The 23,512-nt window shown below is 62.6% G+C and carries 19 protein-coding genes; 13 read left to right on the forward strand and 6 right to left on the reverse strand.

Features of this window, described 5'->3' with window-relative positions:
• The first annotated feature begins 40 nt into the window (after positions 1 to 40).
• The 9 genes from ASD00_RS07850 (at position 41) to ASD00_RS07890 (ending at position 11,528) form a co-directional block, all read left to right on the forward strand.
• Complete coding sequence (locus ASD00_RS07850; RefSeq protein ID WP_025429672.1) at positions 41 to 1,396, forward strand: aspartate aminotransferase family protein; 1,356 nt, start codon at positions 41 to 43, stop codon at positions 1,394 to 1,396.
• Positions 1,397 to 1,941: 545 nt separating this feature from the next.
• Complete coding sequence (locus ASD00_RS07855) at positions 1,942 to 3,570, forward strand: ABC transporter substrate-binding protein (RefSeq protein ID WP_244494183.1); 1,629 nt, start codon at positions 1,942 to 1,944, stop codon at positions 3,568 to 3,570.
• 20 nt (positions 3,571 to 3,590) lie between these two features.
• Complete coding sequence (locus ASD00_RS07860) at positions 3,591 to 4,574, forward strand: ABC transporter permease (protein WP_025429674.1); 984 nt, start codon at positions 3,591 to 3,593, stop codon at positions 4,572 to 4,574.
• Positions 4,571 to 5,473 (forward strand): ABC transporter permease, encoded by a 903-nt coding sequence (locus tag ASD00_RS07865; RefSeq protein ID WP_025429675.1) that lies wholly within the window; start codon positions 4,571 to 4,573, stop codon positions 5,471 to 5,473. The genes ASD00_RS07860 and ASD00_RS07865 overlap by 4 nt, the downstream gene beginning before the upstream one ends.
• Positions 5,470 to 6,285 carry an ABC transporter ATP-binding protein gene (locus ASD00_RS07870; protein ID WP_025429676.1) on the forward strand — a complete coding sequence of 272 codons (816 nt, stop codon included), beginning with the start codon at positions 5,470 to 5,472 and terminating at the stop codon, positions 6,283 to 6,285. Before ASD00_RS07865 ends, ASD00_RS07870 begins: the two co-directional genes overlap by 4 nt.
• Before the next feature lie 5 nt (positions 6,286 to 6,290).
• Positions 6,291 to 7,220 carry an ABC transporter ATP-binding protein gene (locus tag ASD00_RS07875; protein WP_025429677.1) on the forward strand — a complete coding sequence of 310 codons (930 nt, stop codon included), beginning with the start codon at positions 6,291 to 6,293 and terminating at the stop codon, positions 7,218 to 7,220.
• Positions 7,221 to 7,242: 22 nt separating this feature from the next.
• Positions 7,243 to 7,719, forward strand: a complete 477-nt coding sequence (locus ASD00_RS07880) for a GNAT family N-acetyltransferase (RefSeq protein ID WP_025429678.1) — start codon at positions 7,243 to 7,245, stop codon at positions 7,717 to 7,719.
• 17 nt (positions 7,720 to 7,736) lie between these two features.
• Positions 7,737 to 9,761, forward strand: a complete 2,025-nt coding sequence (locus ASD00_RS07885; protein WP_057205876.1) for a beta-N-acetylhexosaminidase — start codon at positions 7,737 to 7,739, stop codon at positions 9,759 to 9,761.
• Positions 9,762 to 9,905: 144 nt separating this feature from the next.
• On the forward strand, positions 9,906 to 11,528 hold the full coding sequence (locus ASD00_RS07890) for an ABC-F family ATP-binding cassette domain-containing protein (protein WP_057205877.1): 1,623 nt from the start codon (positions 9,906 to 9,908) through the stop codon (positions 11,526 to 11,528).
• A 134-nt stretch (positions 11,529 to 11,662) separates the two neighbouring features.
• Here ASD00_RS07890 and pepT read toward each other — a convergent pair whose 3' ends face one another.
• Together pepT and ASD00_RS07900 are read right to left on the reverse strand one after the other, a co-directional pair.
• The gene (gene pepT, locus ASD00_RS07895) at positions 11,663 to 12,895 is read right to left on the reverse strand and encodes a peptidase T (RefSeq protein WP_057205879.1); all 1,233 of its coding nucleotides are present in this window, start codon (positions 12,893 to 12,895) and stop codon (positions 11,663 to 11,665) included.
• 197 nt (positions 12,896 to 13,092) lie between these two features.
• On the reverse strand, positions 13,093 to 14,628 hold the full coding sequence (locus tag ASD00_RS07900) for an MFS transporter (protein WP_057205881.1): 1,536 nt from the start codon (positions 14,626 to 14,628) through the stop codon (positions 13,093 to 13,095).
• Between the two features lie 171 nt (positions 14,629 to 14,799).
• On the opposite strand from ASD00_RS07900, the gene ASD00_RS07905 reads away from it, so the two are divergent.
• On the forward strand, positions 14,800 to 15,708 hold the full coding sequence (locus tag ASD00_RS07905) for a LysR family transcriptional regulator (RefSeq protein WP_025429683.1): 909 nt from the start codon (positions 14,800 to 14,802) through the stop codon (positions 15,706 to 15,708).
• Between the two features lie 133 nt (positions 15,709 to 15,841).
• Here ASD00_RS07905 and ASD00_RS07910 read toward each other — a convergent pair whose 3' ends face one another.
• The 4 genes from ASD00_RS07910 to ASD00_RS07925 form a co-directional block, all read right to left on the reverse strand.
• Positions 15,842 to 16,234, reverse strand: coding sequence for a hypothetical protein (locus tag ASD00_RS07910; RefSeq protein ID WP_156585493.1), 393 nt, complete (start codon positions 16,232 to 16,234; stop codon positions 15,842 to 15,844).
• Positions 16,235 to 16,462: 228 nt separating this feature from the next.
• Complete coding sequence (locus tag ASD00_RS07915; protein ID WP_057205884.1) at positions 16,463 to 17,704, reverse strand: saccharopine dehydrogenase family protein; 1,242 nt, start codon at positions 17,702 to 17,704, stop codon at positions 16,463 to 16,465.
• 142 nt (positions 17,705 to 17,846) lie between these two features.
• Positions 17,847 to 18,944, reverse strand: a complete 1,098-nt coding sequence (nspC, locus tag ASD00_RS07920; protein ID WP_057205886.1) for a carboxynorspermidine decarboxylase — start codon at positions 18,942 to 18,944, stop codon at positions 17,847 to 17,849.
• A gap of 50 nt (positions 18,945 to 18,994) precedes the next feature.
• The gene (locus ASD00_RS07925; protein ID WP_057205888.1) at positions 18,995 to 19,813 is read right to left on the reverse strand and encodes a hypothetical protein; all 819 of its coding nucleotides are present in this window, start codon (positions 19,811 to 19,813) and stop codon (positions 18,995 to 18,997) included.
• Between the two features lie 761 nt (positions 19,814 to 20,574).
• Here ASD00_RS07925 and ASD00_RS07930 point away from each other — a divergent pair.
• The 3 genes from ASD00_RS07930 (at position 20,575) to ASD00_RS07940 (ending at position 23,496) form a co-directional block, all read left to right on the forward strand.
• Complete coding sequence (locus ASD00_RS07930) at positions 20,575 to 21,621, forward strand: LacI family DNA-binding transcriptional regulator (RefSeq protein ID WP_025429688.1); 1,047 nt, start codon at positions 20,575 to 20,577, stop codon at positions 21,619 to 21,621.
• Between the two features lie 115 nt (positions 21,622 to 21,736).
• Positions 21,737 to 22,600, forward strand: coding sequence for an ABC transporter permease subunit (locus ASD00_RS07935; protein ID WP_244496025.1), 864 nt, complete (start codon positions 21,737 to 21,739; stop codon positions 22,598 to 22,600).
• On the forward strand, positions 22,600 to 23,496 hold the full coding sequence (locus ASD00_RS07940) for a carbohydrate ABC transporter permease (RefSeq protein ID WP_053247821.1): 897 nt from the start codon (positions 22,600 to 22,602) through the stop codon (positions 23,494 to 23,496). The genes ASD00_RS07935 and ASD00_RS07940 overlap by 1 nt, the downstream gene beginning before the upstream one ends.
• Positions 23,497 to 23,512 lie beyond the last annotated feature (16 nt).

The following is a 23,512-nucleotide window of genomic DNA, read 5'->3' on the forward strand; positions in this document are numbered from 1 at the left end:
CACGCACCAGAGTGATCATGCATCAAAACGGGAGACGCCGATGACCGCACAGCCTAATTCCACCGAAGCGCGGGACATGGCCTACCATCTCCATTCCTACACCAATCCGCGCAAGCTGGAGCGGGAAGGGCCGCTGATCATCGACCGCGGCGAGGGCATCCACGTCTTCGACAACAGCGGCAAGCGCTATATCGAGGGCATGGCCGGGCTTTGGAGCGTGGCCGTCGGCTTCGGCGAGAAACGGCTGGTCGAAGCCGCGCGCAGCCAGATGGCGAGGCTACCCTACTATCATACCTTCTCGCAGAAATCGCACGGGCCGGTGGCGGATCTGGCGGAGAAGCTGGTCGGCATGGCGCCGGTGCCGATGTCCAAGGTTTACTTCGCCAACTCCGGATCCGAGGCGAACGATACAGCGATCAAGCTGGTCTGGTATCGCTCCAACGCGCTAGGCAAACCGGAAAAGAAAAAGATCATCTCGCGCATCAAGGGTTACCACGGCGTGACGGCGCTGAGCGCCAGCCTGACGGGCCTCCCCAACAACCATCGATCGTTCGATCTGCCGTTTCCCAACATCCTGCACACGACCTGCCCGCATTATCGCACCGGTGCGGAGCCGGGGCAGGATGAGCTTGCCTTTTCGCGCTGCTGTGCAGAAGAGCTGGAGGCGCTCATCCTCGAGGAGGGGCCGGAGACGATCGCCGCCTTCATCGGCGAGCCGGTTATGGGGGCCGGCGGCGTCATCGTTCCGCCGGAGGGCTATTGGGCGGCCATCCAGGACGTGCTGCGGAAATACGATATCCTGCTGATTGCCGACGAGGTGATCTGCGGTTTCGGGCGCACCGGCAACATGTTCGGATCCGAGACCTTCGGCATGCGGCCGGATATCATGACGCTCTCCAAGCAGCTGTCATCGTCCTATCAGCCGATCGCGGCTCTCATGATCAACGACAACGTCTACGAGCCGATCGCCAATGAGGCAGATCGGATCGGTGCGCTCGGGCATGGATTTACCGCCAGCGGCCATCCGGTCGCCGCTGCAGTCTCGCTCGAAAACCTGGCGATCATCGAGGAGAAGGACCTGGTCGGCAATGTCCGCCGTCTTGCGCCGCATTTCCTCGGTCGGCTCAATGCGCTCGAACGGCATCCGCTGGCTGTCGAAGCGCGCGGCGTCGGCCTCATCGGTGCGCTCGAACTCGAGGCGGCGGATGGGGCGGCCGCAGGCGCAACGGGCGCGCGGGTTGGTGCGATCCTGCAGAGGAACGGCCTGATCTGCCGCAACATCGGCGATTCCATCGCCTTCTGCCCGCCGATGATCATCACCGCCGCCGAGATCGACGAGATGTTCGATATCGTCGAGGCGAGCCTTGAGCAACTCGGTAGGCAGGCGGCGGCATAAGCATCCCGGCATCGGGCCCGCATCATAGTGCGGGCTCACGGTACGCCGGGCTGCGGGCGTCTTCACGACGACGAAATCAGGAACGCCAGAGGCCGCCATGACGTGGCGACCATACCTGTGAGCCATCGCCCTTCGATCAGAACCGATATCCGACGAACAGCGACCCGGTCGGCTGCAGCTCGCGCTCGACAGTCCCGTTTGCCGTACCCCCAAGTCGCTGCAATCGCAGAGATCTTGATGGCTGCGATGCCTTCATTGAGCCGGCTTCCAGCCATTGGCATCCGCGCCGCCGGCGATCGAAGCCTCAGCAATGATGCCTGTCCTCGACCGCTTCTTCATCCTTAGTCGTAGCGAAAAGACGCAGATTGACACGCGTTCAATCCTGGACATATCATTAAGTCAAATTACTTGACTTATTAAATGCGTCATCGAAACCTGGAGGGGAGTTCGTCATGCCGGCAGTCGAGGAAATGCGGTCCAGACCAATTGTAACGGGGACCGGAAACATCATCAGCAGAGTTTCGGCAAGGGTGTTCGGCGGGGTCATGGCCGCGTCATTCGCCATGCTTGCAGCGGGCCAGGCGCAGGCCGAGTCCGTTCTGACCATGCATATCGAAGAGCAGACGAGCTGGGTGCAGAACTTCAACCCGTTCGACCTCGGCGGGCGGCGCCAAAGCACCATGGACTTCGTCTATGAGCCGCTCGTGATCTTCAACGACTATGACAGCGGCAAGCCGGTCTGGCGGCTGGCAACCGGCTACAAGTTTGCCGACGATCTGAAGTCGATCACCTATACGCTGCGCGATGGCGTCAAGTGGTCGGATGGCAAGCCGCTGACATCGGCCGACATGAAATTCACCCTCGAACTGATGCTCAAGAACCCGGCGGTCGACATCGTCGGCGTCGGCGAGAGTGTCGCTTCGGTCGAGGCGGTGTCGCCCACGGAGGTCAAGATCAACCTCAAGGGCGTCGATACACATTTCCCGGAATCGCTCGCCGACTTTCCTGTCGTGCCCGAGCATATCTGGAAGGATGTTGCCGATCCGCTCGCCTTCAAGAACGAGAAGCCTGTTGGTTCCGGCCCGATGACCGAGATCCGCCGCTTCACGCCGCAGGTCTACGAGCAATGCCGCAATCCCAACTACTGGGACGCAGCGACCCTGAAGGTCGATTGCCTGAAACTGCCGCAGATTGCCGGCAATGACCAGATGCTGGCGCTTCTGCCCGAGGGGGGCCTTGACTGGTTCGGCTCGTTCCTGCCGCAGATCGACAAGACCTATGTCGGCCTCGACCCGGAGCACAATGCCTATTGGCAGCCACCGGCCGAAACGGTTTCCTTCCAGATGAACCTCAAGTCGGCCAATGCCGGCAACGCCGAAGCCTTCAACGACATGACCTTCCGCCGCGCCTTCAGCCTGGCGATGGATCGCGTTTCCATGGTCGACATTGCCGGCTTCGGCTATCCCGTCGTCAATGCGCATGCGAGCGGCCTGCCGCCTCGCTTTGATAGCTGGCGCAACAAGGCGGCCGAGGGCGCCCAGGACGAATGGCTCGCCTACGACATCGACAGGGCCAACAAGCTGCTCGACGATGCCGGCTACAAGAAGGACGGCGAAGGGTTCCGCACGACGCCGAGCGGCAAACCCATCACCTTCCCGATCATCGTCCCCAACGGCTGGACCGACTGGATCGATGCGGTCCAGATCGCCACCGAAGGCCTGCGCAAGATCGGGATCAATGCTTCGGTGGCCACGCCCGAATACGAGCAATGGCAGAAGCAGATCCTCGACGGCTCATTCGAGGCCGTGATGAATTCGCGCGCCGACGGGCCGACCCCCTTCCGCGGCTATTTCCAATCGCTGTCGACCGCCTTCGGCGGACGGATCACCAGCGCGCCTTCGCGCTACTCCAATCCGGAACTCGACAAGGTGTTTGACGCATATCGCCGGGCGACGACGGACGAGGACCGCAAGAAGCTGTTCGACCAGGTGCAGCTGATCGTTGCCGACAATCTGCCCGTCGTTCCCGTCTTCAACGGTCCGACCTGGTACCAGTTCTCGACCAAGCGCTTCACCGGATGGGTCTCGAAGGAAGAGCCCGCGATGAACCCCGAGGATCACGACAACAACCGCATGCGGTTGATGCATCTGTTGCGGCTGAAGCCGGCCGAATAGGCTCAGGGAAGGGCTGACTGATGCGACTTCCTCGCCGACGGCTTGCCGTCTACTGCGTCGCGTTCCTGTTTGCGATCGTGATGAACTTTGCGGTTCCCCGGTTGATGCCGGGTAGCCCCGTCGACAGCATGATCGCCCAGCTCGGACCGCGGGCAACGCCCGCGGCGATCGAGGCGATCAAGGCGCGGTTCGGCGCCATCGAACAGCCGATGTGGCAACAGTTCGTCGACTACATAGTCGGGCTGGCGCATTTCGATCTCGGCGTATCGGTGAAGTACTACCCGCAAACGGTGCTCGAGGTTCTCGGGCGGTCGGCCGGCTGGACGGCGTTCCTGGTGGTAACCGCAATCGTCTTTTCGCTGTCGATCGGGGTCTCGCTTGGAGCCTTGGCAGCCTGGCGTCGCGGCGGCCGGTTCGACAGCTTCGTCTCGCCGTTCTCGGTGGTGATGATCGCTGTGCCGCCCGTGATCATCGCGCTGGCGACGCTGTTCATCTTCGGCGTCACCCTTCGCCTGCTGCCGGTCGGCTATGCCTACGATCCGAGCCTCGATCCGGGGTTCAATTTCACTTACTTCGGCAGTGTCTTTCTGCATGCGATCATGCCGGTGCTGACGCTCTCTCCCTACCTGATCGGCGAGTTCCAGACGACCATGCGCTCCAGCATGATCTCCGTGCTCGGCGAGGATTATGTCACCATGGGTCGCGCCAAGGGGCTGTCCGAATCCGCTGTCATGTTCGGCTATGCCGCCCGCAATGCCATGCTGCCGGTGCTGACCAACCTCGCGCTGATGCTCGGCGCCGTGTTCGGCGGATCGATCGTGACCGAAATCGTCTTCAATTATCCCGGCCTCGGCCTCACGCTCTATACCGCCAGCGTCGCGCGCGACTATCCCGTCATCCAGGGGCAGCTGCTGTTAATGACGATGGCCACGCTCGGGGCAAACCTGCTTGTCGACATTCTCTACGGCGTCGTCGACCCGCGTATCCGGGAGGGGCGCGCATGACCTCGGGTCTTACATTGTTATGGCGGCAGAAGAAGGCCGTTGCCGGTCTCGCCATCATCGTCGCGCTTTGCCTGATGGCGCTTCTGGCGCCGCTGATCGCCCCCGGCGATCCCGGCGAACGGGTCGGGCGCTCGCATCAGCCGCCAACGGTCGAGCATGTCTTCGGCACCACCAAGATGGGGCGCGACGTCTATTCCCAATTCGTCTGGGGTGCACGTCCGTCGCTCGCCGTCGGTTTTGCGACCGGCCTTGCGATCACAGCACTCGGCACGATCGTCGGGCTGGTGGCCGGCTATTTCGGCGGGCGCACCGATGCCACGCTCGATCTCGCGACCAACGCCGTGCTGGTCATTCCCAACATACCGCTGCTGATCCTGCTCGCGTCCTTCGCCGGCACGGTCGGGCCGCTGGCGATCATGGCGATCATCGCGCTCACCTCCTGGCCTTGGGGCGCCCGCATGACCCGCTCGCAGACTTTGGCGCTGCGCAACCGCGAATTCGTCGTTGCCGCCCGCATGGTCGGCGAGCCGCACTGGCGGGTGATCTTTGTCGAGATCCTGCCCAACCTCGTGCCGTTGATCGGCATCAACGTCGTCGGCAGCATCATCTACGCCATCGTCGCCCAGACGACGCTCGAATATCTCGGCTTCGGCGATCCGCTGCGCGTCACCTGGGGCACGATGCTCTACAACGCCCAGAACTCGTCGGCGATCATCATCGGCGCCTGGTGGGATATCGGTGCGCCGGCGGCCGGCATCGCGCTGGTCGGGCTCGGCCTCGCGCTTCTCAATTTCACTTTCGACGAGATTGCCAATCCGCAGCTTCGTTCCGGCCCTGCGCTCAGCCGTTGGCTGCGGCTCAACAGGCGGCGTAACCGCGCGCTGGAGGTGGGACGATGAGCGAGCCGCTGCTGCAGGTCCGCAATCTCGATGTCGATTACCTGCTCGACGACGGCGCCTTTCGTGCGGTCAGGAACGTTTCCTTCGACATCAACCGCGGTGAGCTGTTCGGACTTGCCGGCGAGTCCGGTTGCGGCAAGAGCACGATTGCCTACGCGATCACCCGCCTGTCGAAACCGCCGGCCTGGGTGGCCGGCGGCGAAATCCTGCTCGAGGGCCGCAACCTGCTGCAGATGCCGGAGACGGCCTTGCAGGACGTACGCTGGCGGCGCATCGGCATGGTGTTCCAAAGCGCGATGAACTCGCTCAACCCGCTGATGCGGGTCGAGGCGCAGTTCCATGACGTGCTGCACCGGCACACCGGCGCGACCCGGGCACAATCACGGGCGCGGGCCGAGGAGATGTTTCGCCTGGTCGGCATCCCGGCCAGCCGGCTCGATGACTATCCGCACCAGTTCAGCGGCGGCATGCGACAGCGCATCGTCATTGCCATCTGCCTTGCGCTCCGGCCCCAGTTGATCATCATGGACGAGCCGACGACGGCGCTCGATGTGGTGGTGCAGCGCGAAATCCTGGAGCAGGTCGTTGATCTTCAGAGCACCCATGGCTTCTCTGTCCTGTTCATCACCCACGACCTGCATCTGATGGCGCAGCTCTGCCATCGCATCGGTGTGATGCTGAAAGGCGAACTGGTCGAGGTCGGCGACGTCCGTCAGATCAGCCGTGCGCCGGCTCACGACTATACCCGCAAGCTCTGGGGCGCCATTCCGCAGCTGCCTGCTTCCGTCAAGAGAGTGGGGGCCGTAGAATGAACGTCATGCCCGTTGCTTCCCCTCTTGCGCCCGTGCCGACGGACGCCATCGTCCAGCTCGATGCGATCACCCGCAGCTTTGGTCACGTCGAGGCGCTGCGCGGTATCTCGCTGGCGTTGAGACCGGGGCGGGCGCTGGCGCTGGTTGGCGAATCCGGCTGCGGCAAGACGACATGCGCCCGCATCATTGCGCGCATGGACGCCCCGACGGCGGGGTCGATGCAATTTCGTGGCCGCGATATCACCGCCACCGGTAGTGCGGCTGCAGAGAAGGCCTATCGCCGCGCGGTGCAGATGGTGTTTCAGGACCCATTCGCCTCACTCAACCCGGTGTTCACGGTCTATCATCATCTGGCAAGACCGCTCGCCCTTCACGGGCATGCCAGGGGCAGGGCGCAATTGCGCGAAGCGGTCGACACGCTCTTGAGCGATGTCGGCCTCGATCCCGGCTTGACCGCACACAAGTTTCCGCACGCGCTTTCCGGCGGACAGCGCCAGCGCGTCAACATCGCCCGGGCGCTTGCGGTTCGGCCCGACGTTCTGGTTGCCGACGAGCCGACATCGATGCTCGACGTCTCGATCCGCCTCGACATCCTCGAACTCTTGGCCGGCATCAAGCGCGATCGCGATCTCGCCATGCTCTACATCACCCACGATATCGCCACCGCCGCGCATATTGCCGAAGACGTCGTCGTCATGTTTGCGGGCCAGATGGTCGAGTGGGGCGCGACGGAAGCCGTGATCGGTGATGCGCGCCACCCCTATACGCAGCTGCTGCTCTCCGCCGTGCCCGACCCGGATCGCCCGTTCGTGCCCGGCGCCAGCGCCCGCTTTCTCGGTCACGCCGAAGAGGTTCGCCGCATCAGCCGGCCGGTCTCGAGCGTGGTCGAACAGGTCGGTCCCAACCACTTCGTGCGCGCACTCGGCGTCGCCTAATTCCAACATCACAGGTTTGCTCATGGATTATCTCGTCAATCTGTCTCTGCTTCGCCCAAAGCCCGACCTCGACCAGCGGATGGATGCGGCAGGGGTGACGATCAGGCGTGCCCTGGCACCCGAGTTCGAGCTGGTGATCGCGTGGGTCCGGGAAAAATTCGGATCGGGCTGGGCCGGCGAGACCGCCGTCGCGCTCACCCGCCAGCCGCCAACCTGCCTTCTCGCCACGCGTGATGGAAAGCTCATCGGCTTTGCCTGTCACGAGGCGATCGCGCGCGGGTTCTTCGGCCCGACCGGCGTCGATGAAGCAGCACGCGGCGAAGGAATAGGCCACGCGTTGCTGCTTGCTTCTTTGCTCGATTTGAAGACGATGGGCTACGCCTATGCCATCATCGGCGATGTTGGTCCGTCGGCGTTTTACGAGCGGACCGTCGGCGCCATGCCAATCCCGAATTCCGCGCCCGGCATTTATGCCGGCATGCTCAAGATCGACGACTAACCCTTCTGGAGATGATGATGACGATCGCTACGAAACCGGTATTCCGTCTGGAAACGCTCTGGACGCCGGCAAAGACGGACACCCCAGCGGTTTATTCGCTGACACTGACGAACGCCTCCGATCGCCCGCTTCGGGATTTTCGACTTTGCGTTTCGGGACCTGCACGCATCGACCCTGCCGCCGCCGTCGAAGGCGGAGAGTTGTTGAGCCGGCTTTCCAACTATTCCGAGTTCGCGCCGCCGGCTGACCTGGTGCTTCAGCCGGGAAGCGTGTGGATCGTGAAGGCGCACGGTATGAGCTTCGAGCCGCAGCACTGGACCGACGGAGCCAACTCCGCCTATCTCGTCCTTGCCGACGGCAGCACCGCGCCGATCTCGGTCGTGCCGTCGCGCGCCCACGGCGACAACGCCGAGCTGAAACGTGGCGCGGTCATCTATCCCGTGCCAAAGGTAGCACCGGTTGCCGTTTCGGTCGTGCCCTGGCCGCAGGACGTATCCGTCTCCGGCCGCCTGACGCCGCCATCAGGGCTCGACCTTGCGCCGGAAGGGGCAGAAGCCGAAGCCGCAGCACGCGCATTTGCCGAGCTGACGGGGAGCCTGTTTCCGGTCGAAGGACTTGTTCGGCCGGTAGCGGAAGGCGGCCTTCCGGCCGCGCTATCGCTTTCGGGCGACCTTGCGGAGGAAGCCTATGTCATCCGCTTCTCGCTAGCTGGCGTCGCTGTGACCGGCGGCACGCGCACCGGTCTCCTCTATGGCCTGATCACGCTCGGGCAGATCCTGCGGGGTGCTAAGCTTCATCCCGGCACATTCCTGTTTCCGGCAGGCGGCGAGATTCGGGACGAGCCGGCGCTCGGCTGGCGCGGCACGCATCTCGACGTTGCCCGCCAGTTCTACAGCACCGCCGAGGTCTCGCGGTTCCTGCGGCTGATGGCCTGGAACAAGCTCAACCGCTTCCACTGGCACCTCTCGGACGACGAGGCCTGGCGGATCGAGATCGACGCCTATCCGGCGCTGACCGAGGTCGGTGCCTGGCGCGGCCATGGCCGCAAGATCCCGCCGTTGCTCGGCTCCGGCCCGCAGGTGACGGGCGGTTACTACACCAAGGCAGCCATTCGCGAGATCGTTGCATTGGCGGAAACCTTGGGGATCGAGGTGATGCCGGAGATCGACGTGCCCGGACACTCCTTCGCGATGCTGCAGGCCATTCCGGAGCTGCGCGATCCCAACGAAGCCGGCAGCTATTATTCCGTGCAGGGCTTCCCGGACAATTGCCTCAACCCGGCGCGCGAAGAAACCTATCGTGTGCTCGAAGTCGTCTTCGACGAACTGATCGAACTCTTCCCGTCGAAGATCATCCATGTCGGTGCCGATGAGGTGCCGCTCGGCGCCTGGTCGGGCTCGCCAGAGGCACTTGAGCGGTTGCGGGCGGTGGCTGGCGAAGAGGTGGCGACGACCCACGCCAAGCGGCTCAATGTCGTCACCAACACCCACGGGGCCGACGAGATCGACGGATCGGGTGCCGCCGTGCTGCAGGCGGAGTTCCTGGCGCGCGTCCAGGGGTTCCTCGCAAGCCGTGGCTGCGTTACCGGCGGCTGGCAGGAGGCGGCCCATGGCAACGTCATCGACAAGCAGAAGTCGCTGCTCTTCGGCTGGCGAACGGTCGAAGCCAATGCCGAGCTTGCCGGCGAAGGCTACGACATCGTCGTTTGCCCGGGACAGGTCTACTATCTCGACATGGCCAACAGCCCGGCCTGGTCAGAGCCCGGCGGCAGCTGGGCCGGCTGGTCGGACCCGGAAAAACTCTACCTGTTCGACCCGATCGAAGGCTGGACCGATAGCCAGAAAAAGCATCTGCGCGGACTGCAGTGCTGCATCTGGTCGGAGCCGATGACCGATCGCGGTGTGTTCGATCGCCTGGTGTTCCCGCGGCTGTCGGCGCTGGCCGAAACCGGCTGGACCCGTCCGGAGCGCAAGAATTTCAAACGCTTCGAGGCGCTGGTCGGGCTGATGCCGGTTCTCTACGGCTTTTACTCTGACCAGTAATCCTGTGGCTGAACGGGGGTGTCAAAGCCGTTTGATGCCCCGTTTCCCGTGCGTTTTTGGGTGGGCAGACGTCGCGAATCAACGTTTGCGGCGCGACTGCCACCCGTGACATAAGGGCGCCGCAACGTTTCGGGCCCCTAAAATATGATTCGTATCGAGAATATCAGCAAGCAGCTCAGCCACCGGATCCTCTTCATCGAGGCATCCGCGGCGCTCAACAAGGGCGAGAAGGTCGGCCTCGTCGGCCCCAACGGCGCGGGCAAGACGTCGCTCTTCCGAATGATCACCGGAGAAGAGATGCCGGACGAAGGCCAGGTCGCCGTCGATAAGGGCGTGACGATCGGCTATTTCAACCAGGATGTCGGCGAGATGTCGGGGGGCAGCGCCGTTGCCGAGGTGATGAACGGTGCCGGGCCGGTGAGCACGGTTGCCGCCGAGCTGCACGCGCTTGAAGCCGCCATGGTCGACCCCGACCGTCTCGACGAGATGGATGCGATCATCGAGCGCTACGGTGAGGTGCAGGCACGCTACGAAGAACTCGACGGCTACGCGCTGGAAGGCCGTGCACGGGAAGTGCTGGCGGGCCTCAGCTTCTCCCAGGAGATGATGGACGGCGACGTCGGCGCGCTTTCTGGCGGTTGGAAGATGCGCGTCGCGCTCGCCCGCATTCTGCTCATGCGCCCTGACGTGATGCTGCTCGACGAACCGAGCAACCACCTGGATCTGGAAAGCCTGATCTGGCTTGAGGCCTTCCTCAAGGGCTACGAAGGCGCGCTGCTGATGACCTCGCACGATCGCGAGTTCATGAACCGGATCATCACCAAGGTGATCGAGATCGATGGCGGCTCGCTCAACAGCTATTCCGGCGACTATGCCTTCTACGAGCAGCAGCGGGCGCAGAACGAAAAGCACCAGCTGGCGCAGTTCGAGCGCCAACAGGCGATGCTCGCCAAGGAGATCAAGTTTATCGAGCGCTTCAAGGCGCGCGCCTCGCATGCAGCCCAGGTGCAGAGCCGGGTCAAGAAGCTCGAAAAGATCGACCGGGTCGAACCGCCCAAGCGCCGTCAGACCGTGACGTTCGAGTTCCGGCCGGCGCCGCGCTCAGGCGAAGACGTGGTCAACCTCAAGAACGTGCACAAGAAATATGGCGAGCGCAGCATCTATGAGGGCCTTGATTTCATGGTGCGCCGTCGTGAGCGCTGGTGCATCATGGGCATCAACGGCGCCGGCAAGTCCACGCTTCTGAAGCTGGTGACCGGCTCGACCGATCCGGATGAGGGCAGTGTGGCGCTCGGCGCCAGTGTCAAGATGGGCTATTTCGCCCAGCACGCCATGGATCTGCTCGATGGCGAGCGCACGGTCTTCCAGTCGCTGGAAGATGCATTCCCGCAGGCAGGGCAAGGTCCGCTCAGGGCGCTGGCCGGTTGCTTCGGCTTTTCAGGCGACGACGTCGAGAAGAGATGCCGGGTGCTTTCTGGCGGCGAGAAGGCACGATTGGTGATGGCGATGATGCTGTTCGATCCGCCGAACCTGCTGGTGCTCGACGAGCCCACCAACCACCTCGATCTCGACACCAAGGAAATGCTGATCAAGGCGTTGGCGCAGTACGAGGGTACGATGCTGTTCGTCTCGCACGACCGCCATTTCCTGGCGGCGCTGTCGAACCGCGTGCTGGAGCTGACGCCGGACGGCGTGCATCAATATGGCGGCGGTTACACCGAATATGTCGCCCGCACCGGCCAGGAAGCGCCGGGTCTGCGCAGCTAAAATCAATCGGTCGCGGCGTCGCCGTGACGACTCTCCGAAACGACAAGAGCCGAAGCACGTTGCGCGTGCTTCGGCTCTTTTTGCTTCCGACGATCCTATCTCGAAAAAAGCTGCGCTCGTTCGGATGACAAGCGTCAGGCGCGTTCTTCCCAGACCTTTGCCAGCTCGACCAAGGTCTTGACGGCCCGTTCCATATCCTGGCGGCTCACCCATTCCAGCGGCGAGTGGAAGGCATGGCCGCCGGCGAAGATGTTGGGGCAGGGCAGGCCCATGAACGACAGGCGCGAACCGTCGGTGCCGCCGCGGATGCTGCCGCGCACCGGCGTCATGCCCGCACGCCGCACCGCCTCGAGCGCATTGTCGGCGATCTCGGGATTGCGGGCGAGGATCGCCTTCATGTTGCGGTACTGCTGCTTGACCTCGAAGGTGTAGGATGACCCCGGATAGGCGGCGATCACGTCCTTGACGATGCCTTCGAGCATGGCTTCCTTGGTCGCCAGGCCCTCGTCCTCGAAATCGCGGACGATCAGGCTGAGGCTGGCCTTTTCCATCGTGCCGGTGACGCCGGTCGGGTGAATGAAGCCTTCGCGGCCTTCCGTGCTTTCAGGGGCGATGTCCTTCGGCAGGCGATCGATGATGGCGCCGGCGATCTTGATGGCGTTCTCCATCTTGCCCTTGGCAAAGCCCGGATGGATGGCAACGCCTGAAATGGCGATCTCGACACCGTCGGCGGAGAAGGTCTCGTCTTCGATATGGCCGGCGGTTTCGCCGTCGATGGTATAGCCGAACTGGGCGCCGAGCTTCTTCAGGTCGACCTTGTCGGCGCCGCGGCCGACTTCTTCGTCGGGGGTGAACAGGATGCGGATGGTGCCGTGCCTGACGTCGGGATTGTCCATCAGGAATTGTGCTGCCGACATGATTTCGGCAACGCCGGCCTTGTCGTCGGCACCCAGGAGCGTCGTGCCATCGGTGGTGATGATGTCATTGCCGATCTGGTCGAGCAGCACAGGATGCTCGCTGACGCGAATGACCTGCTGCGGGTCGCCCGTTAGCCGGATGTCGCCGCCCTGGTAATTCCTAACGATCTGCGGCTTGACGTTGGTACCGGTGAAATCCGGTGCCGTGTCCATATGAGAACAGTAGCAGATGACCGGAACCGGCTTGTCGACGTTTGAGGGAATTGTTGCGTAGACATAGCCGTGTTCGTCGAGATGCGCGTCCGATACGCCCATTGCCAGCAGCTCTTCGACCAGCAGTCGGCCGAGCGTCTTCTGTTTCTCGGTGGTGGGCGTGGTCTTCGACTTGGCATCCGATTGAGTGTCGATAACGACGTAACGGAGGAAGCGATCGATAACAGTGTCGGTCATAAGCAACGTGTCCAATATATCTGCGTCAACGATGGTCCCGATATAACCGTCGCCGGCGTGCCCGTGAATGGACTTTTCGCCGCGCCGACGCGTTTTGTCGGCGAGGCGAAGGTCGAGATGACCGCAAAAGCCGCTTCGAGCCAGTCTACTTGGCCCGAAGCGCTGATTTGCCCTCAGTCATTGGCCGGCGATATGTGTTACGACGATTTCGCCGTCGAACACGCAAGCACCGCTTCCGTCTTGGCGCGGAGACCGAAGACGAGCAGGCTTGCGGCGGCCGACAGCCAGACACCGATGGCGCCATAGAGCATGACCCAGCCGAAACCCTCGCCGAGCGCCGTATGGATGACCGTCTCCGACAGGCCATAGTCCGAAGTCAGCATGCCGCCGGCCGAGATCTTCTCGGCGAGCGTACGCAGCTCGGTGTCGGTCACTCGCCCGAAAAGCGAGCTTTGCAGCGAAGACAGCACGCCTTCGACCAGGATCAGCCCCATCAGCGCGATGTTGATCGCCAGCGAGATCATCCGCGCGCTGGTGTCGATGCCCGAGGCCATGCCGGCGCGCTCCGCGGCGACAGCGCCGGTCGCGGCGTTGGTCACCGTGGTATTGGTGAAGCCGAGGCCGATGCCGGCCAGCACGCACCCCGGCAGCATCGTTAGCCAGCTGGCATTCTCAACGCTGCTGCCGATCTTCATCATGAGGAAGCCGAGACCGATCGTGAACAGGCCGGCCGGGATGACGATCCCTGGACGAAAGCGAAGCATCAGCCGTTCGGCAAAAGGCGGGACGATAAGCGGGGGCAGCGTGTAGGCGAGCAGGGCGATGCTGGCGGTGACGCCGTCATAGCCGAGGCCCGCCTGGAACCAGATCGGCAGATAGATCATGAACGGCCAGAAGCTGATGTTCATGCCCACCGAACCGAACAGCGCACCTGAGAAGCTGCGGATGCGGAACACCGAAAAGTCGAACATCGGCCGGGCGCTGACTTTCTCGGCAATCACGAAGCCGATCAGGCTGACGATGGCAATGCCGAGGATTGACAGTGCGGTCGGGCTGGCAAAGCCGAGTTCGGGGCCTTGGGTAATGAAATAGGCGATGCAGAAGACCGCGGCCGACAACGTCACGATGCCGGCGACGTCGAGGCTCTCGGCGCCAGGATCGCGCGATTCCTTGACGCCTGCGAGCGCAAGCGCCACCGTCACGCCTGAAAGCAGGACGTGGACGAGAAACACCCATTCCCAGCTCAAGAGCGCGACCGTCGCGCCGCCGACGATCGGACCAAAACCGAGGCCGATCCCGAAGATGATGCCCCACCAGCTAAACGCGATCCCGCGCTGGCGGCCGGACTGGAACTGCTGCGACAGGACGGCGATCTGGCAGATGAGCATCACGCCGCCGGCCATGCCCTGGAGGAAGCGGGCGACGATCAATACTGATATGTTGTCGGTCAGCCCGCAGATCAGCGAGGCGATGCCGAAGGCGATGATGCCGGCGACGAAGATGCGCTTGCGGCCGTAGCGATCGGCCAATGTGCCTGCTCCCATCAGAACCGCCGTGACGGCGATGGTGTAGGCGTTCATGATCCATTGCAGCTGCTTGAAATCTGCGCCGAGCACCTGCTCCAGCGTCGGCAAGATTGCCGGAATGCTCGAAATCTCCAGGCCGAACATCAGCGAGGAGAGGCAGACGGCTGCCAGTGCCAGCGCACTGCGGCGGGTTATGGGTTCGTTCATGCTCACGGTCTTTCGATGCTTTGGCGGGCATCGCGGAAAACCGGTTCCGGCCTTTCCACACGCTCCGCCCGAATTGAAATCGCTTGGGGACCGGGGCACCATAGTCCGGCCTTGATCACAACTGAATTGGATGGTTAGGTATTTCAGAGATAACAAAATCGGATGGTTGCGATGACGACGCTGGATGTGGATGCGGTGCAGGCCTTTGTCGCGATCGCCGATTTTCAAAGCTTTACTCGTGCTGCGGAGTTCCTCGGCAGCACGCAAGGGGCAATCAGCGTCAAGCTGAAGCGGCTCGAAGATCGGCTCGGCGTCAGGCTGCTGGAGCGTACACCAAGGCAGGTTCGGCTCTCGGCGCAGGGCGCTGTCTTCATCGAGGGCGCGCGCGAATTCCTCGCCGCCCATGAGCGCGCGCTGGCAGGGCTGTCGTCGACACGTCGCCGCTTCGGCCTCGGCATTGCTGCCCACGTCGCCGGCCCGGAAGTGCCGACATTGCTGGCGCGGCTCTATGCCCATGACCCCGGCCTGTGCATCGAGGTCAGGCTCGAGACATCGCGAAACCTGCTTGGCGCGTTCGACCGCGGAGAGCTCGATGCCGTCATCATCCGGCGCGACGAAGACCGGCGCGATGGCGAGACGCTTGGGCCGGAACATTTCGGCTGGTTCGCCTCACCCGGCTTCAAGCGCGGGCCGGGTGAGCCGCTGCGACTGGCAGCGCTGGCGCCGCTCTGCGGCGTGCGCGACATCGCCACGCGCGCGCTCGACGCGGCCGGCGTTCCCTGGGTGGAGGTGTTCGTCGGCGTGTCGACCGCTGTCAACGCTGCAGTCTCGGCGGGGCTCGCCGTCGGCCCATTCTCCTGTCGCCTTGCGCCCTCCGACACGATCGAAGTCAGCAAACAGTTTGGCCTGCCGCCGCTTCCGTCCTCGGAGATCGTTCTGCATTCGACCCTGACCGACGCGCGATCCCGCAAGGCCCTGCAAACCCTTGCTGCCGCCTTCCGCGAGCGGCATTCGGTAGCGATCGAGACCGACCCATCGGTCCAAAAGACCTGGCCGAAGATCGAGCTGTCGGCATCCTGAGTGCGGCGGGCGAGACTGATCGTGGAGGCCCTGCCCGCTGCTGTTATGTAATGATTCTAAAAGCTACAGCGCTGAAGTCTGCAGCGTCCCGGCCTGAATCAAAAGCGATTTCGGGGACGCCATGGGCGGAAAATTACCGCGTGGTGGCGAAACGCCGTTGCTCCAAGCCGATCCTGCGCGCCGGTGCCGCAGGCGCCTTGACCCACCCCTGGGCGGGCGGCGCCTTTCTGTCGGGCTTGCTGGCGCTCGGCCCCTTCAGCCAGCGAATGATGGCCTCGAAGCCGTGCTTGGCCAGGCGCTTGGTGATCCGCAGGCTGTCGTCGTCGAGATCGCAGGCAAGGCCGATTTCCTTCCAGTCGAGCTTGTTGCCGGTCTGCGGCGGCATTGCCCGCCGGGTGACGAAATCAAGCATGTAGTGACGGAGGTTGTCGTAGTCGTGCTTGGGAAGGGCGCGGGCAAGCCGGAGCTCGCAAAACGATGCAATCTTTTGATGAAAACTGTGAACCGGGGCAGTCAATGGGGGCATGTCAGTTGGAACTCATACGTGGTTGGCCGGCGAGACGCCGGGGTACGGGCAGCTAAGTGAATCGCGTTAACGAAGCGTTTCGCTAGCCGGGTCGATTCATCGACGTGCCGCGCCGAGAAATCGTTAGAAACGTTGGAAGCCCAATCACCTGGCGATGACTGGGCTTCGTCCATGTACCAGCCAGCCGCCCTAAATGACGACCGACCGGAGATGGTTCGGCTTATTGTTTCAGGAGAACGTCAATGCGCGGTCGCCGTCCGCATCCTTGATGCGGGTGGGAAGTCCGATCCGGTTGAGGATGTCGAGGAACGGGCGCGGCGGCAGTTCTTCGACGTTGACCATCTGCTTCACGTCCCACTCGCCCGAGGCGATCAGCATGGCGGCGGCGACCGGCGGTACGCCTGCGGTGTAGGAGATACCCTGCGAGCCGACTTCTTCAAAGGCTTCCTTGTGATCGGCGACGTTATAAATGAAGACTTCGCGTTCCTGCCCGTCCTTGAGGCCCTTGACGAAATCGCCAATGCAGGTCTTGCCCTGATAGTTCGGAGCCAGCGACGACGGATCCGGCAGCACCGCCTTGACCACCTTCAACGGCACGACCTCGAGGCCTTCGGCCGTCTTTACCGGCTGTTCCGACAGGAGGCCGAGGTTCTTCAGGACGGTAAAGACGTTGATGTAGTGATCGCCAAAGCCCATCCAGAAGCGGACGTCGGCGCCGTCCATATGCTTTGCCAGCGAATGAACCTCGTCATGGCCGGTCATGTAGGCCTTGCATTTGCCGACCACCGGCAGGTCGTATTCCTTGCCGACCTCGAACATCGAATTGGTCTGCCACTGGCCGTTCTGCCAGGAATAGACGACGCCGGTGAATTCGCGGAAGTTGATCTCCGGATCGAAGTTGGTGGCGAAATATTTGCCGTGGCTGCCGGCATTGATGTCGACGATATCGACGGCGGTGACCTTGTCGAAATACTCATCCTTGGCGAGGCGCGCATAGGCGTTGACCACGCCCGGGTCGAAGCCGACGCCGAGGATGGCGGTGACGCCCCTTTCCTTGCATTCCTGCGCGCGCTTCCATTCGTAGTTTCCGTACCACGGCGGCGTCTCGCAGATCTTCTTCGGATCTTCGTGGATCGCGGTGTCCATGTAGGCAGCACCCGTATCCATGCAGGCACGCAGCACCGACATGTTGACGAAGGCGGAGCCGACATTGATGACGATGCCGGCCCTGGTCTTTTCGATCAGCGCCTTTGTCGCCTCGACATCCATGGCGTCGAGCGCATGCGCCTCGAGCGTCACTTCGGTTTTCAGGCTCTTTTTCTCGTGGACCGAGTCGACGATCGCGCGGCACTTTTCGACCGTCCTGGATGCGATATGGATGTCTCCCAGTACATCGCAGTTCTGTGCGCATTTGTGCGCCACGACCTGAGCCACGCCACCGGCGCCGATGATGAGAACGTTCTTTTTCATTTCGGGGGATGTCTCCTTTTCCCTTGGGATATGACGAGCCTAGAGCGCCGTGCGTTCAGAAGAACGCGCTAAGGGCGCTATAGCCCTTTGATTCTAAAGCATCTTATCCGCCTTAAGTGATGCCACTTAAAGGCGGGATGCTTTAGGAAAGGCTCTGTTCGTAGTCGGCGAAGGTGAATTCGCGGACGAGCCTGACGCTGCCGTCAAGGTCTCGGATGGCGATCGATGGCATGCCGACGCCGTTGAACCAGTTCTTCTTGACCATGGTGTAGCCGGCCGCATCCTGGAACGAGACGCGGTCGCCGACCTTCAATGGCTCGGGAAAGCGGAACTCGCCGAAGATATCGCCGGCAAGGCAGGATTTGCCGCAGATCATGACGCTGTGTTGGCCAGCATTGGGCTCGACCTTTGCGCTTTCGCGGTAGATCAAGAGGTCCAGCATATGCGCCTCGATCGAGCTGTCGACGACGGCGAGATCCTTGCCGTTGTTGAGTGTGTCGAGAACGGTGGTCTCGAGCGTCGTGCTCCGGGTGATCGACGCTTCTCCGGGCTCGAGATAGATCTGGACGCCATGGCGGCCGGAAAAGGCCTTCAGGCGCTCGCAGAAGGCATCGACCGGATAGTCGTCGCCGGTGAAGTGAATACCGCCGCCTAGGCTGATCCACTCGGCGCGGGAAAGTAGCGCGCCGAACTTTTCCTCGATCTCCGACAGCATCCGGTCGAACAGGCCGAAGTCCTTGTTCTCGCAGTTGTTGTGGATCATGAAGCCGCTGATGCGGTCCATGACGGCCTCGACCTTGGCCGCATCCCATTCGCCGAGCCGGCTGAAGGGGCGGGCGGGATCGGCAAGGTCGAAACTGGATGAGCTCATTCCCGGATTGAGGCGCAGGCCGCGGGCGATGCCGGATGCCTTGTCCGCGAAACGGTCCAGCTGGCCGATCGAGTTGAAGATGATCTTGTCGGCATGGCCGATCACCTCTTCGATTTCGTTGTCGCCATAGGCGACGCTGTAGGCATGGGTTTCGCCGCCGAATTTCTCGCGCCCGAGCCGCACCTCATAGAGCGACGAAGAGGTCGTGCCATCCATGTATTCGCGCATCAGATCGAAGACCGACCAGGTGGCGAAACACTTGAGCGCGAGTAGCGCCTTGGCCCCCGATTTGTCGCGCACGTAAGCGATCTTCTCCATGTTTCGAAGCAGCTTCGCCTTGTCGATCAAGTAATAGGGGGTCTGGATCATGATGTGCCTTGTGTCTTCAAAAGCTCGCGGTGTCGGTGAAAGGAGTAGGGCTATCTGATGTGCAGCCCGAGTGCCCGTCGTTTCATGGCGCGGGCGGCAAGCGAGATATTGACCGAGCGCTTCGAGCGATAATTCGTGGCCAATGTCGCCGCGCTGCCTGCGTCGCCCAACAGGATGGAGGTGGGCAAACGCTCGGGAGCGTGAGAACCGTTTGGCGCCGACGTCGGTTGGAACACTTCGTCTCCCGTCGAGCCCAACCAGATCAGCTCGTGCTCGGCGGGGCGCCGGAGAAAGGCCGCGGCCTCAAGAAAGTCGGCTTGAGCGGCCGCATCCTGCGGGTCGAGAAGAAGGCGTTCCTGGCTGGCGTGGATCGCCGTCCCGATCCTGTGCGGATCGTCCTTCGGTTTGCGCCACAGCAGATATCGTCCGTCGATCAGGTCGATATATTCGTCGATCCTGCCGACGGGCAGAGGCTCTTCGGCAAACGGCCCGAAGAACTGGAAGGGATCTGTGGTGGATGCCGGTTCGCGGCTTGCGCATCTGTCCTCGCAAGCTTCGCGCTCGAAGTCGACAATACGTGCGACCGAGACCGCGATTTGCGGCCAGTTCGAAAGCGCTTGCTCGGCTACGCAAAGCGGCAGACCAGCGGCGCGCCAGAGGGCGTGGAGGATGGCAAGGCTGACACGCGCCGTTGCCGACAGGTCGAAGCACTCCGGATCGCCTGCGTCGGCCGGGCGTCGCACGCCCCTCAGCATGTCGCAATCGAAAAGTTCGCCGAGCGCTGCCCGACTTTCGCCGAATGCGGTGACGATTTCGAGCTCGGTGAACAGGCCCGAGTGCCAGCTGTCAATTTGCGGGATGTTTTTCATATACGCTGTCGAGAACTAAGGGCCTGCTCGCTATCAGGAAGTCCGCTCAAGGCGGCACGAGCCGGCGATCGATTTCATCGTCTCAGCCAAAAGAGAGATAGCTGGGATGGAGTGACATACCCCGGTCGCGTACGACAAAAGCCGCGGCCGGGTTACGATCCCGTTTTCAGGCGCGCGGGTTCTCGAAGGGCATATGAAGTCACGATCAGCATGCCACTATCGTAATTGCGACGGCGCGTATGTCAAGGCGATGCGCCGGATGTGCGGAACCGCCGCACTTTCCCCATGACCTTCCGCCCAATGGTGCCAGCCGCTCCCGTCCGGTCTCAGCCCAGCAAGGTTGCTGACTGCGGCGCAGCGGCCGAATTGAACGGAAATACGGTGGACGCTGGTTTGGCCGTGCTCGGATCTGAAGGTGAGACGGGAGCCTCACGAGATGGAACAAAATCGCGGCCGCCGTGCGAATATTGGAAGAGCGATCCCGCTCTGGCTTCCGTTCTGGTTTTGCATTGATTGAGAACCGGCGCCCGAGCTGTCACATTATCAGGGTCGCTTGACGTGCAGCCATCCTCCCGGCTGCGATAGCGATGTTCCCTCTGGAGGTTATACACCTCTCAATTTGAGGCCGCCGTCTGAACGGTGGCCTTTTTCTTTTTCTGTGTTCGACCGCTGGCAAAGCCGCATCCGAAGGGGTGGACTTGCGAACCCGAAATCTCCGTGGTAACGTTCCCACGAGTTCATGCCATGGGAGGGCGTGTTTGATGCAGCGGAGGCGGCCGACGATCATTGACGTCGCGCGCAAGGCAGGGGTGTCCAAGAGCACCGCCGGCCGGGCACTCTCCGGCGCGTCCAATGTCACGGACGAGGCGCGCGAGCGGGTTCTCGATGCGGCCCGTGCCGTCGGCTATGAGCGCAACGATCTCGCCGTCGGCATGCGGTCCGGCCGCACCGGTTTGCTTGGTCTCGTCATCCCTGACATTACCAACCCGTTCTGGGCCGAGGTGGCGCGCGGTGCGCAGGATCGCGCGGTCGAAAACGGGGCCTCGCTGCTGGTGTTTTCTTCCGATTGGGATCACAGCCGCGAAGCCAGCCACCTCCGGGCCCTGCGGCAGGCACGGGTCGATGGCGCGATTATCAATCCGGTCGCCGACAATTTCGACGATCTCGACAGGTTCGGACTGCCCTTCGTGCTGATCGGCTCGAGTGCCGAGCGTTTTCCGGCGACCTCCAGTGTCGGTTCCGATATCGCCCAGGCGGTACGGCTCGGCATGGACCATCTGGTTTCCAAGGGGCATCATGCGCCGGCGCTGATCCTGGGGCCGAAGTCGCGTATCGCGCGGGCCCGGTTTCTGCGGACTTTCCACGAACATTGCGTCGACCGCGACATCGACCCGACAGCACTTCCAATGGAAGACGGTGAATATACCGTCGAAGGCGGGCGCACGGCGATGATGCGGTTGCTGCAACGCGACCGGGTCGGCCATCTCGCGGTCTTCGCCGCCAACGATCTGATGGCGCTTGGCGCCATGGTCGCAGTCCGCGAAGCCGGGCTTCGCTGCCCGGAGGATGTCTCGATCCTCGGTTTCGACGGCATTCCCGCAGGCGCATTTTCCTGGCCGGGACTGACGACGGTTGCCAAGCCCGGGCGTGAGATCGGCGTGCGCGCCGTCGACTGCCTGTTCGATGAAATCGCCGGCCGTCCCGAGCATGGCCGGGTGTTCATGCCATGCCGGCTGATCGAGCGCGGCTCGTTGGCCGATCTGTCGCTTGACCAGCCCAGACGCGCAGCAAGCTCCGGGAGGGGGTAGGAATGACCAATCGTGACGAGGTGGTGATCTCGCCTAAGTTTGGGAACGTTCCCAAATCAAGCGCACGCCGCAAGACGGGACGCGTTGCGCTCGCCGCCGACGGCTGGCGGCGCTGGTGGCCCTATTACGTCATGATGGCGCCGGGCTCCTGTTCTTCCTCGTCTTCCATTACCTGCCCATCTGGGAGGCGCGCATCGCCTTCGAACAGGTCCGGATCGTGCCGCCCAACATCTGGGTGGGCATCAAGCATTTCCAGGTGCTGTTCTCCTCACCGGTGTTCTGGCAGGTGCTCGCCAACACGCTGATCATCTCCGCGATGAAGATGGTATTCTTCCTGCCGGTGCCGATCATCGTCGCGCTGCTCCTGAACGAGGTTCGCGGCGGGTCGCTGCGCAAGTTCATCCAGTCGGCGATCTACCTGCCGCATTTCCTGTCCTGGGTGGTGATCGCCGGCATCTTCATCGCGGCGCTGTCGCCGACCGACGGTGCCGTCAACAATCTCATGGGCATGGCCGGCATGGCGCCCCGCTCGTTCATGACCGATACCGGCGCTATCCGCTGGGTACTCGTCTTCACGGAAATCTGGCGTTCGGCCGGTTGGGACAGCCTGCTCTATCTCGCCGCCATTATCGCTATCGACCAGCAGCTCTATGACGCAGCCGAGATCGACGGCGCCAACCGCTGGCAGAAGATCAGGCATGTCACCCTGCCGGGCATCGTGCCGACGATCGCGACGCTGTTCATCCTCAACGCCGGCATGTTCCTCAACGCCGACCTCAACCAGGTGATCAACCTCTCCAACGACGTAGTGCGCAGCAAGATCGATATCGTCGACACCTATGTCTACCGCATCGGTTTGCAGACCGGCGAATACTCGTTGGCAACGGCCGCCGGCCTGTTCAAGGCCGTGCTCGGCACGATGATGATCGTGATTGCCCACTTCGTTTCCAAACGCCTGACCGGGAAGGGAGTCTGGTAATGGCCCTGTCACGCAAGACCCCGATCGAACGCATCGAATATGCGATCATCGTTTCGACGCTGCTGTTGCTCGTCGTCGTCACGGTCCAGCCGATCCTCAACCTGCTCGCCGTCTCGCTGTCGGAGCCGGCAAAGGTGCCGGGCATGAGCGGGCTGACCATCATACCCAGGGGCTTCTCCTTCGAGGTCTGGAGCGTTCTCCTGCAGCACCCCAATGTGCAACGCGGCATCTTCAACTCGATCTTCATCACCGCCGTCAGCACCGTGATCGGCGTCGTCGGCACCGCACTGATGGCCTGGGGCCTTTCGCGGCCCGGCCTGCCTGGCCGCAAGGCGCTGTTCATCCTCGTTCTCGTCACCATCGTGTTCGAGCCCGGCATCATTCCGGACTACTTCGTCAACAAGCGCCTCGGCCTTCTCGACAGCTACTGGTCGGTGATCCTCTTCAAGGCGGTCAACGCCTGGTACCTGATCATCCTCATCCGCTTCTTCGAGGAAATCCCGAAGGAGCTGCTGGAAGCCGCCGAACTCGATGGCGCCAACCCTTTCCAGGTGTTCTGGCATCTGGTCCTTCCGCTCGCCAAGCCGGCGCTCGCGACCATCTCGCTGTTTTATCTCGTCTTTCACTGGAACGAGTTCTTCCGCGCGATGATCTATCTGAACGATCAGGGCAAGTGGCCGTTGCAGGTGGTGCTGCGCCAGTTTGTCATCGACGGTGACAAGGTCGCGATCGTCGGCGCCAACAACGCCAGCAACAATACCGGCGCGAGCCAGATCGATCTGAGGTCGCTCAAGGCCGGCATGATCCTTCTGACCATCGTGCCGATCCTGGCGATCTACCCGCTGATCCTGAAATTCTTCACCAAGGGAACCATGAGCGGCGCGCTCAAGGGCTGACGACGACACGAGACAC

Origin of the sequence: Ensifer sp. Root31 (assembly GCF_001424825.1) — a bacterium.
Lineage (GTDB): Bacteria > Pseudomonadota > Alphaproteobacteria > Rhizobiales > Rhizobiaceae > Ensifer > Ensifer canadensis.

What these genes read in the sequence shown, in the direction of transcription:
- ASD00_RS07850 (WP_025429672.1), top strand. Translation starts at nt 41, where the DNA reads ATGACCGCACAGCCTAATTCCACCGAAGCGCGGGACATGGCCTACCAT.
- ASD00_RS07855 (WP_244494183.1), top strand. Translation starts at nt 1,942, where the DNA reads ATGGCCGCGTCATTCGCCATGCTTGCAGCGGGCCAGGCGCAGGCCGAG.
- ASD00_RS07860 (WP_025429674.1), top strand. Translation starts at nt 3,591, where the DNA reads ATGCGACTTCCTCGCCGACGGCTTGCCGTCTACTGCGTCGCGTTCCTG.
- ASD00_RS07865 (WP_025429675.1), top strand. Translation starts at nt 4,571, where the DNA reads ATGACCTCGGGTCTTACATTGTTATGGCGGCAGAAGAAGGCCGTTGCC.
- ASD00_RS07870 (WP_025429676.1), top strand. Translation starts at nt 5,470, where the DNA reads ATGAGCGAGCCGCTGCTGCAGGTCCGCAATCTCGATGTCGATTACCTG.
- ASD00_RS07875 (WP_025429677.1), top strand. Translation starts at nt 6,291, where the DNA reads ATGCCCGTTGCTTCCCCTCTTGCGCCCGTGCCGACGGACGCCATCGTC.
- ASD00_RS07880 (WP_025429678.1), top strand. Translation starts at nt 7,243, where the DNA reads ATGGATTATCTCGTCAATCTGTCTCTGCTTCGCCCAAAGCCCGACCTC.
- ASD00_RS07885 (WP_057205876.1), top strand. Translation starts at nt 7,737, where the DNA reads ATGACGATCGCTACGAAACCGGTATTCCGTCTGGAAACGCTCTGGACG.
- ASD00_RS07890 (WP_057205877.1), top strand. Translation starts at nt 9,906, where the DNA reads ATGATTCGTATCGAGAATATCAGCAAGCAGCTCAGCCACCGGATCCTC.
- pepT (WP_057205879.1), bottom strand. Translation starts at nt 12,895, where the DNA reads ATGACCGACACTGTTATCGATCGCTTCCTCCGTTACGTCGTTATCGAC.
- ASD00_RS07900 (WP_057205881.1), bottom strand. Translation starts at nt 14,628, where the DNA reads ATGAACGAACCCATAACCCGCCGCAGTGCGCTGGCACTGGCAGCCGTC.
- ASD00_RS07905 (WP_025429683.1), top strand. Translation starts at nt 14,800, where the DNA reads ATGACGACGCTGGATGTGGATGCGGTGCAGGCCTTTGTCGCGATCGCC.
- ASD00_RS07910 (WP_156585493.1), bottom strand. Translation starts at nt 16,234, where the DNA reads ATGCCCCCATTGACTGCCCCGGTTCACAGTTTTCATCAAAAGATTGCA.
- ASD00_RS07915 (WP_057205884.1), bottom strand. Translation starts at nt 17,704, where the DNA reads ATGAAAAAGAACGTTCTCATCATCGGCGCCGGTGGCGTGGCTCAGGTC.
- nspC (WP_057205886.1), bottom strand. Translation starts at nt 18,944, where the DNA reads ATGATCCAGACCCCCTATTACTTGATCGACAAGGCGAAGCTGCTTCGA.
- ASD00_RS07925 (WP_057205888.1), bottom strand. Translation starts at nt 19,813, where the DNA reads ATGAAAAACATCCCGCAAATTGACAGCTGGCACTCGGGCCTGTTCACC.
- ASD00_RS07930 (WP_025429688.1), top strand. Translation starts at nt 20,575, where the DNA reads ATGCAGCGGAGGCGGCCGACGATCATTGACGTCGCGCGCAAGGCAGGG.
- ASD00_RS07940 (WP_053247821.1), top strand. Translation starts at nt 22,600, where the DNA reads ATGGCCCTGTCACGCAAGACCCCGATCGAACGCATCGAATATGCGATC.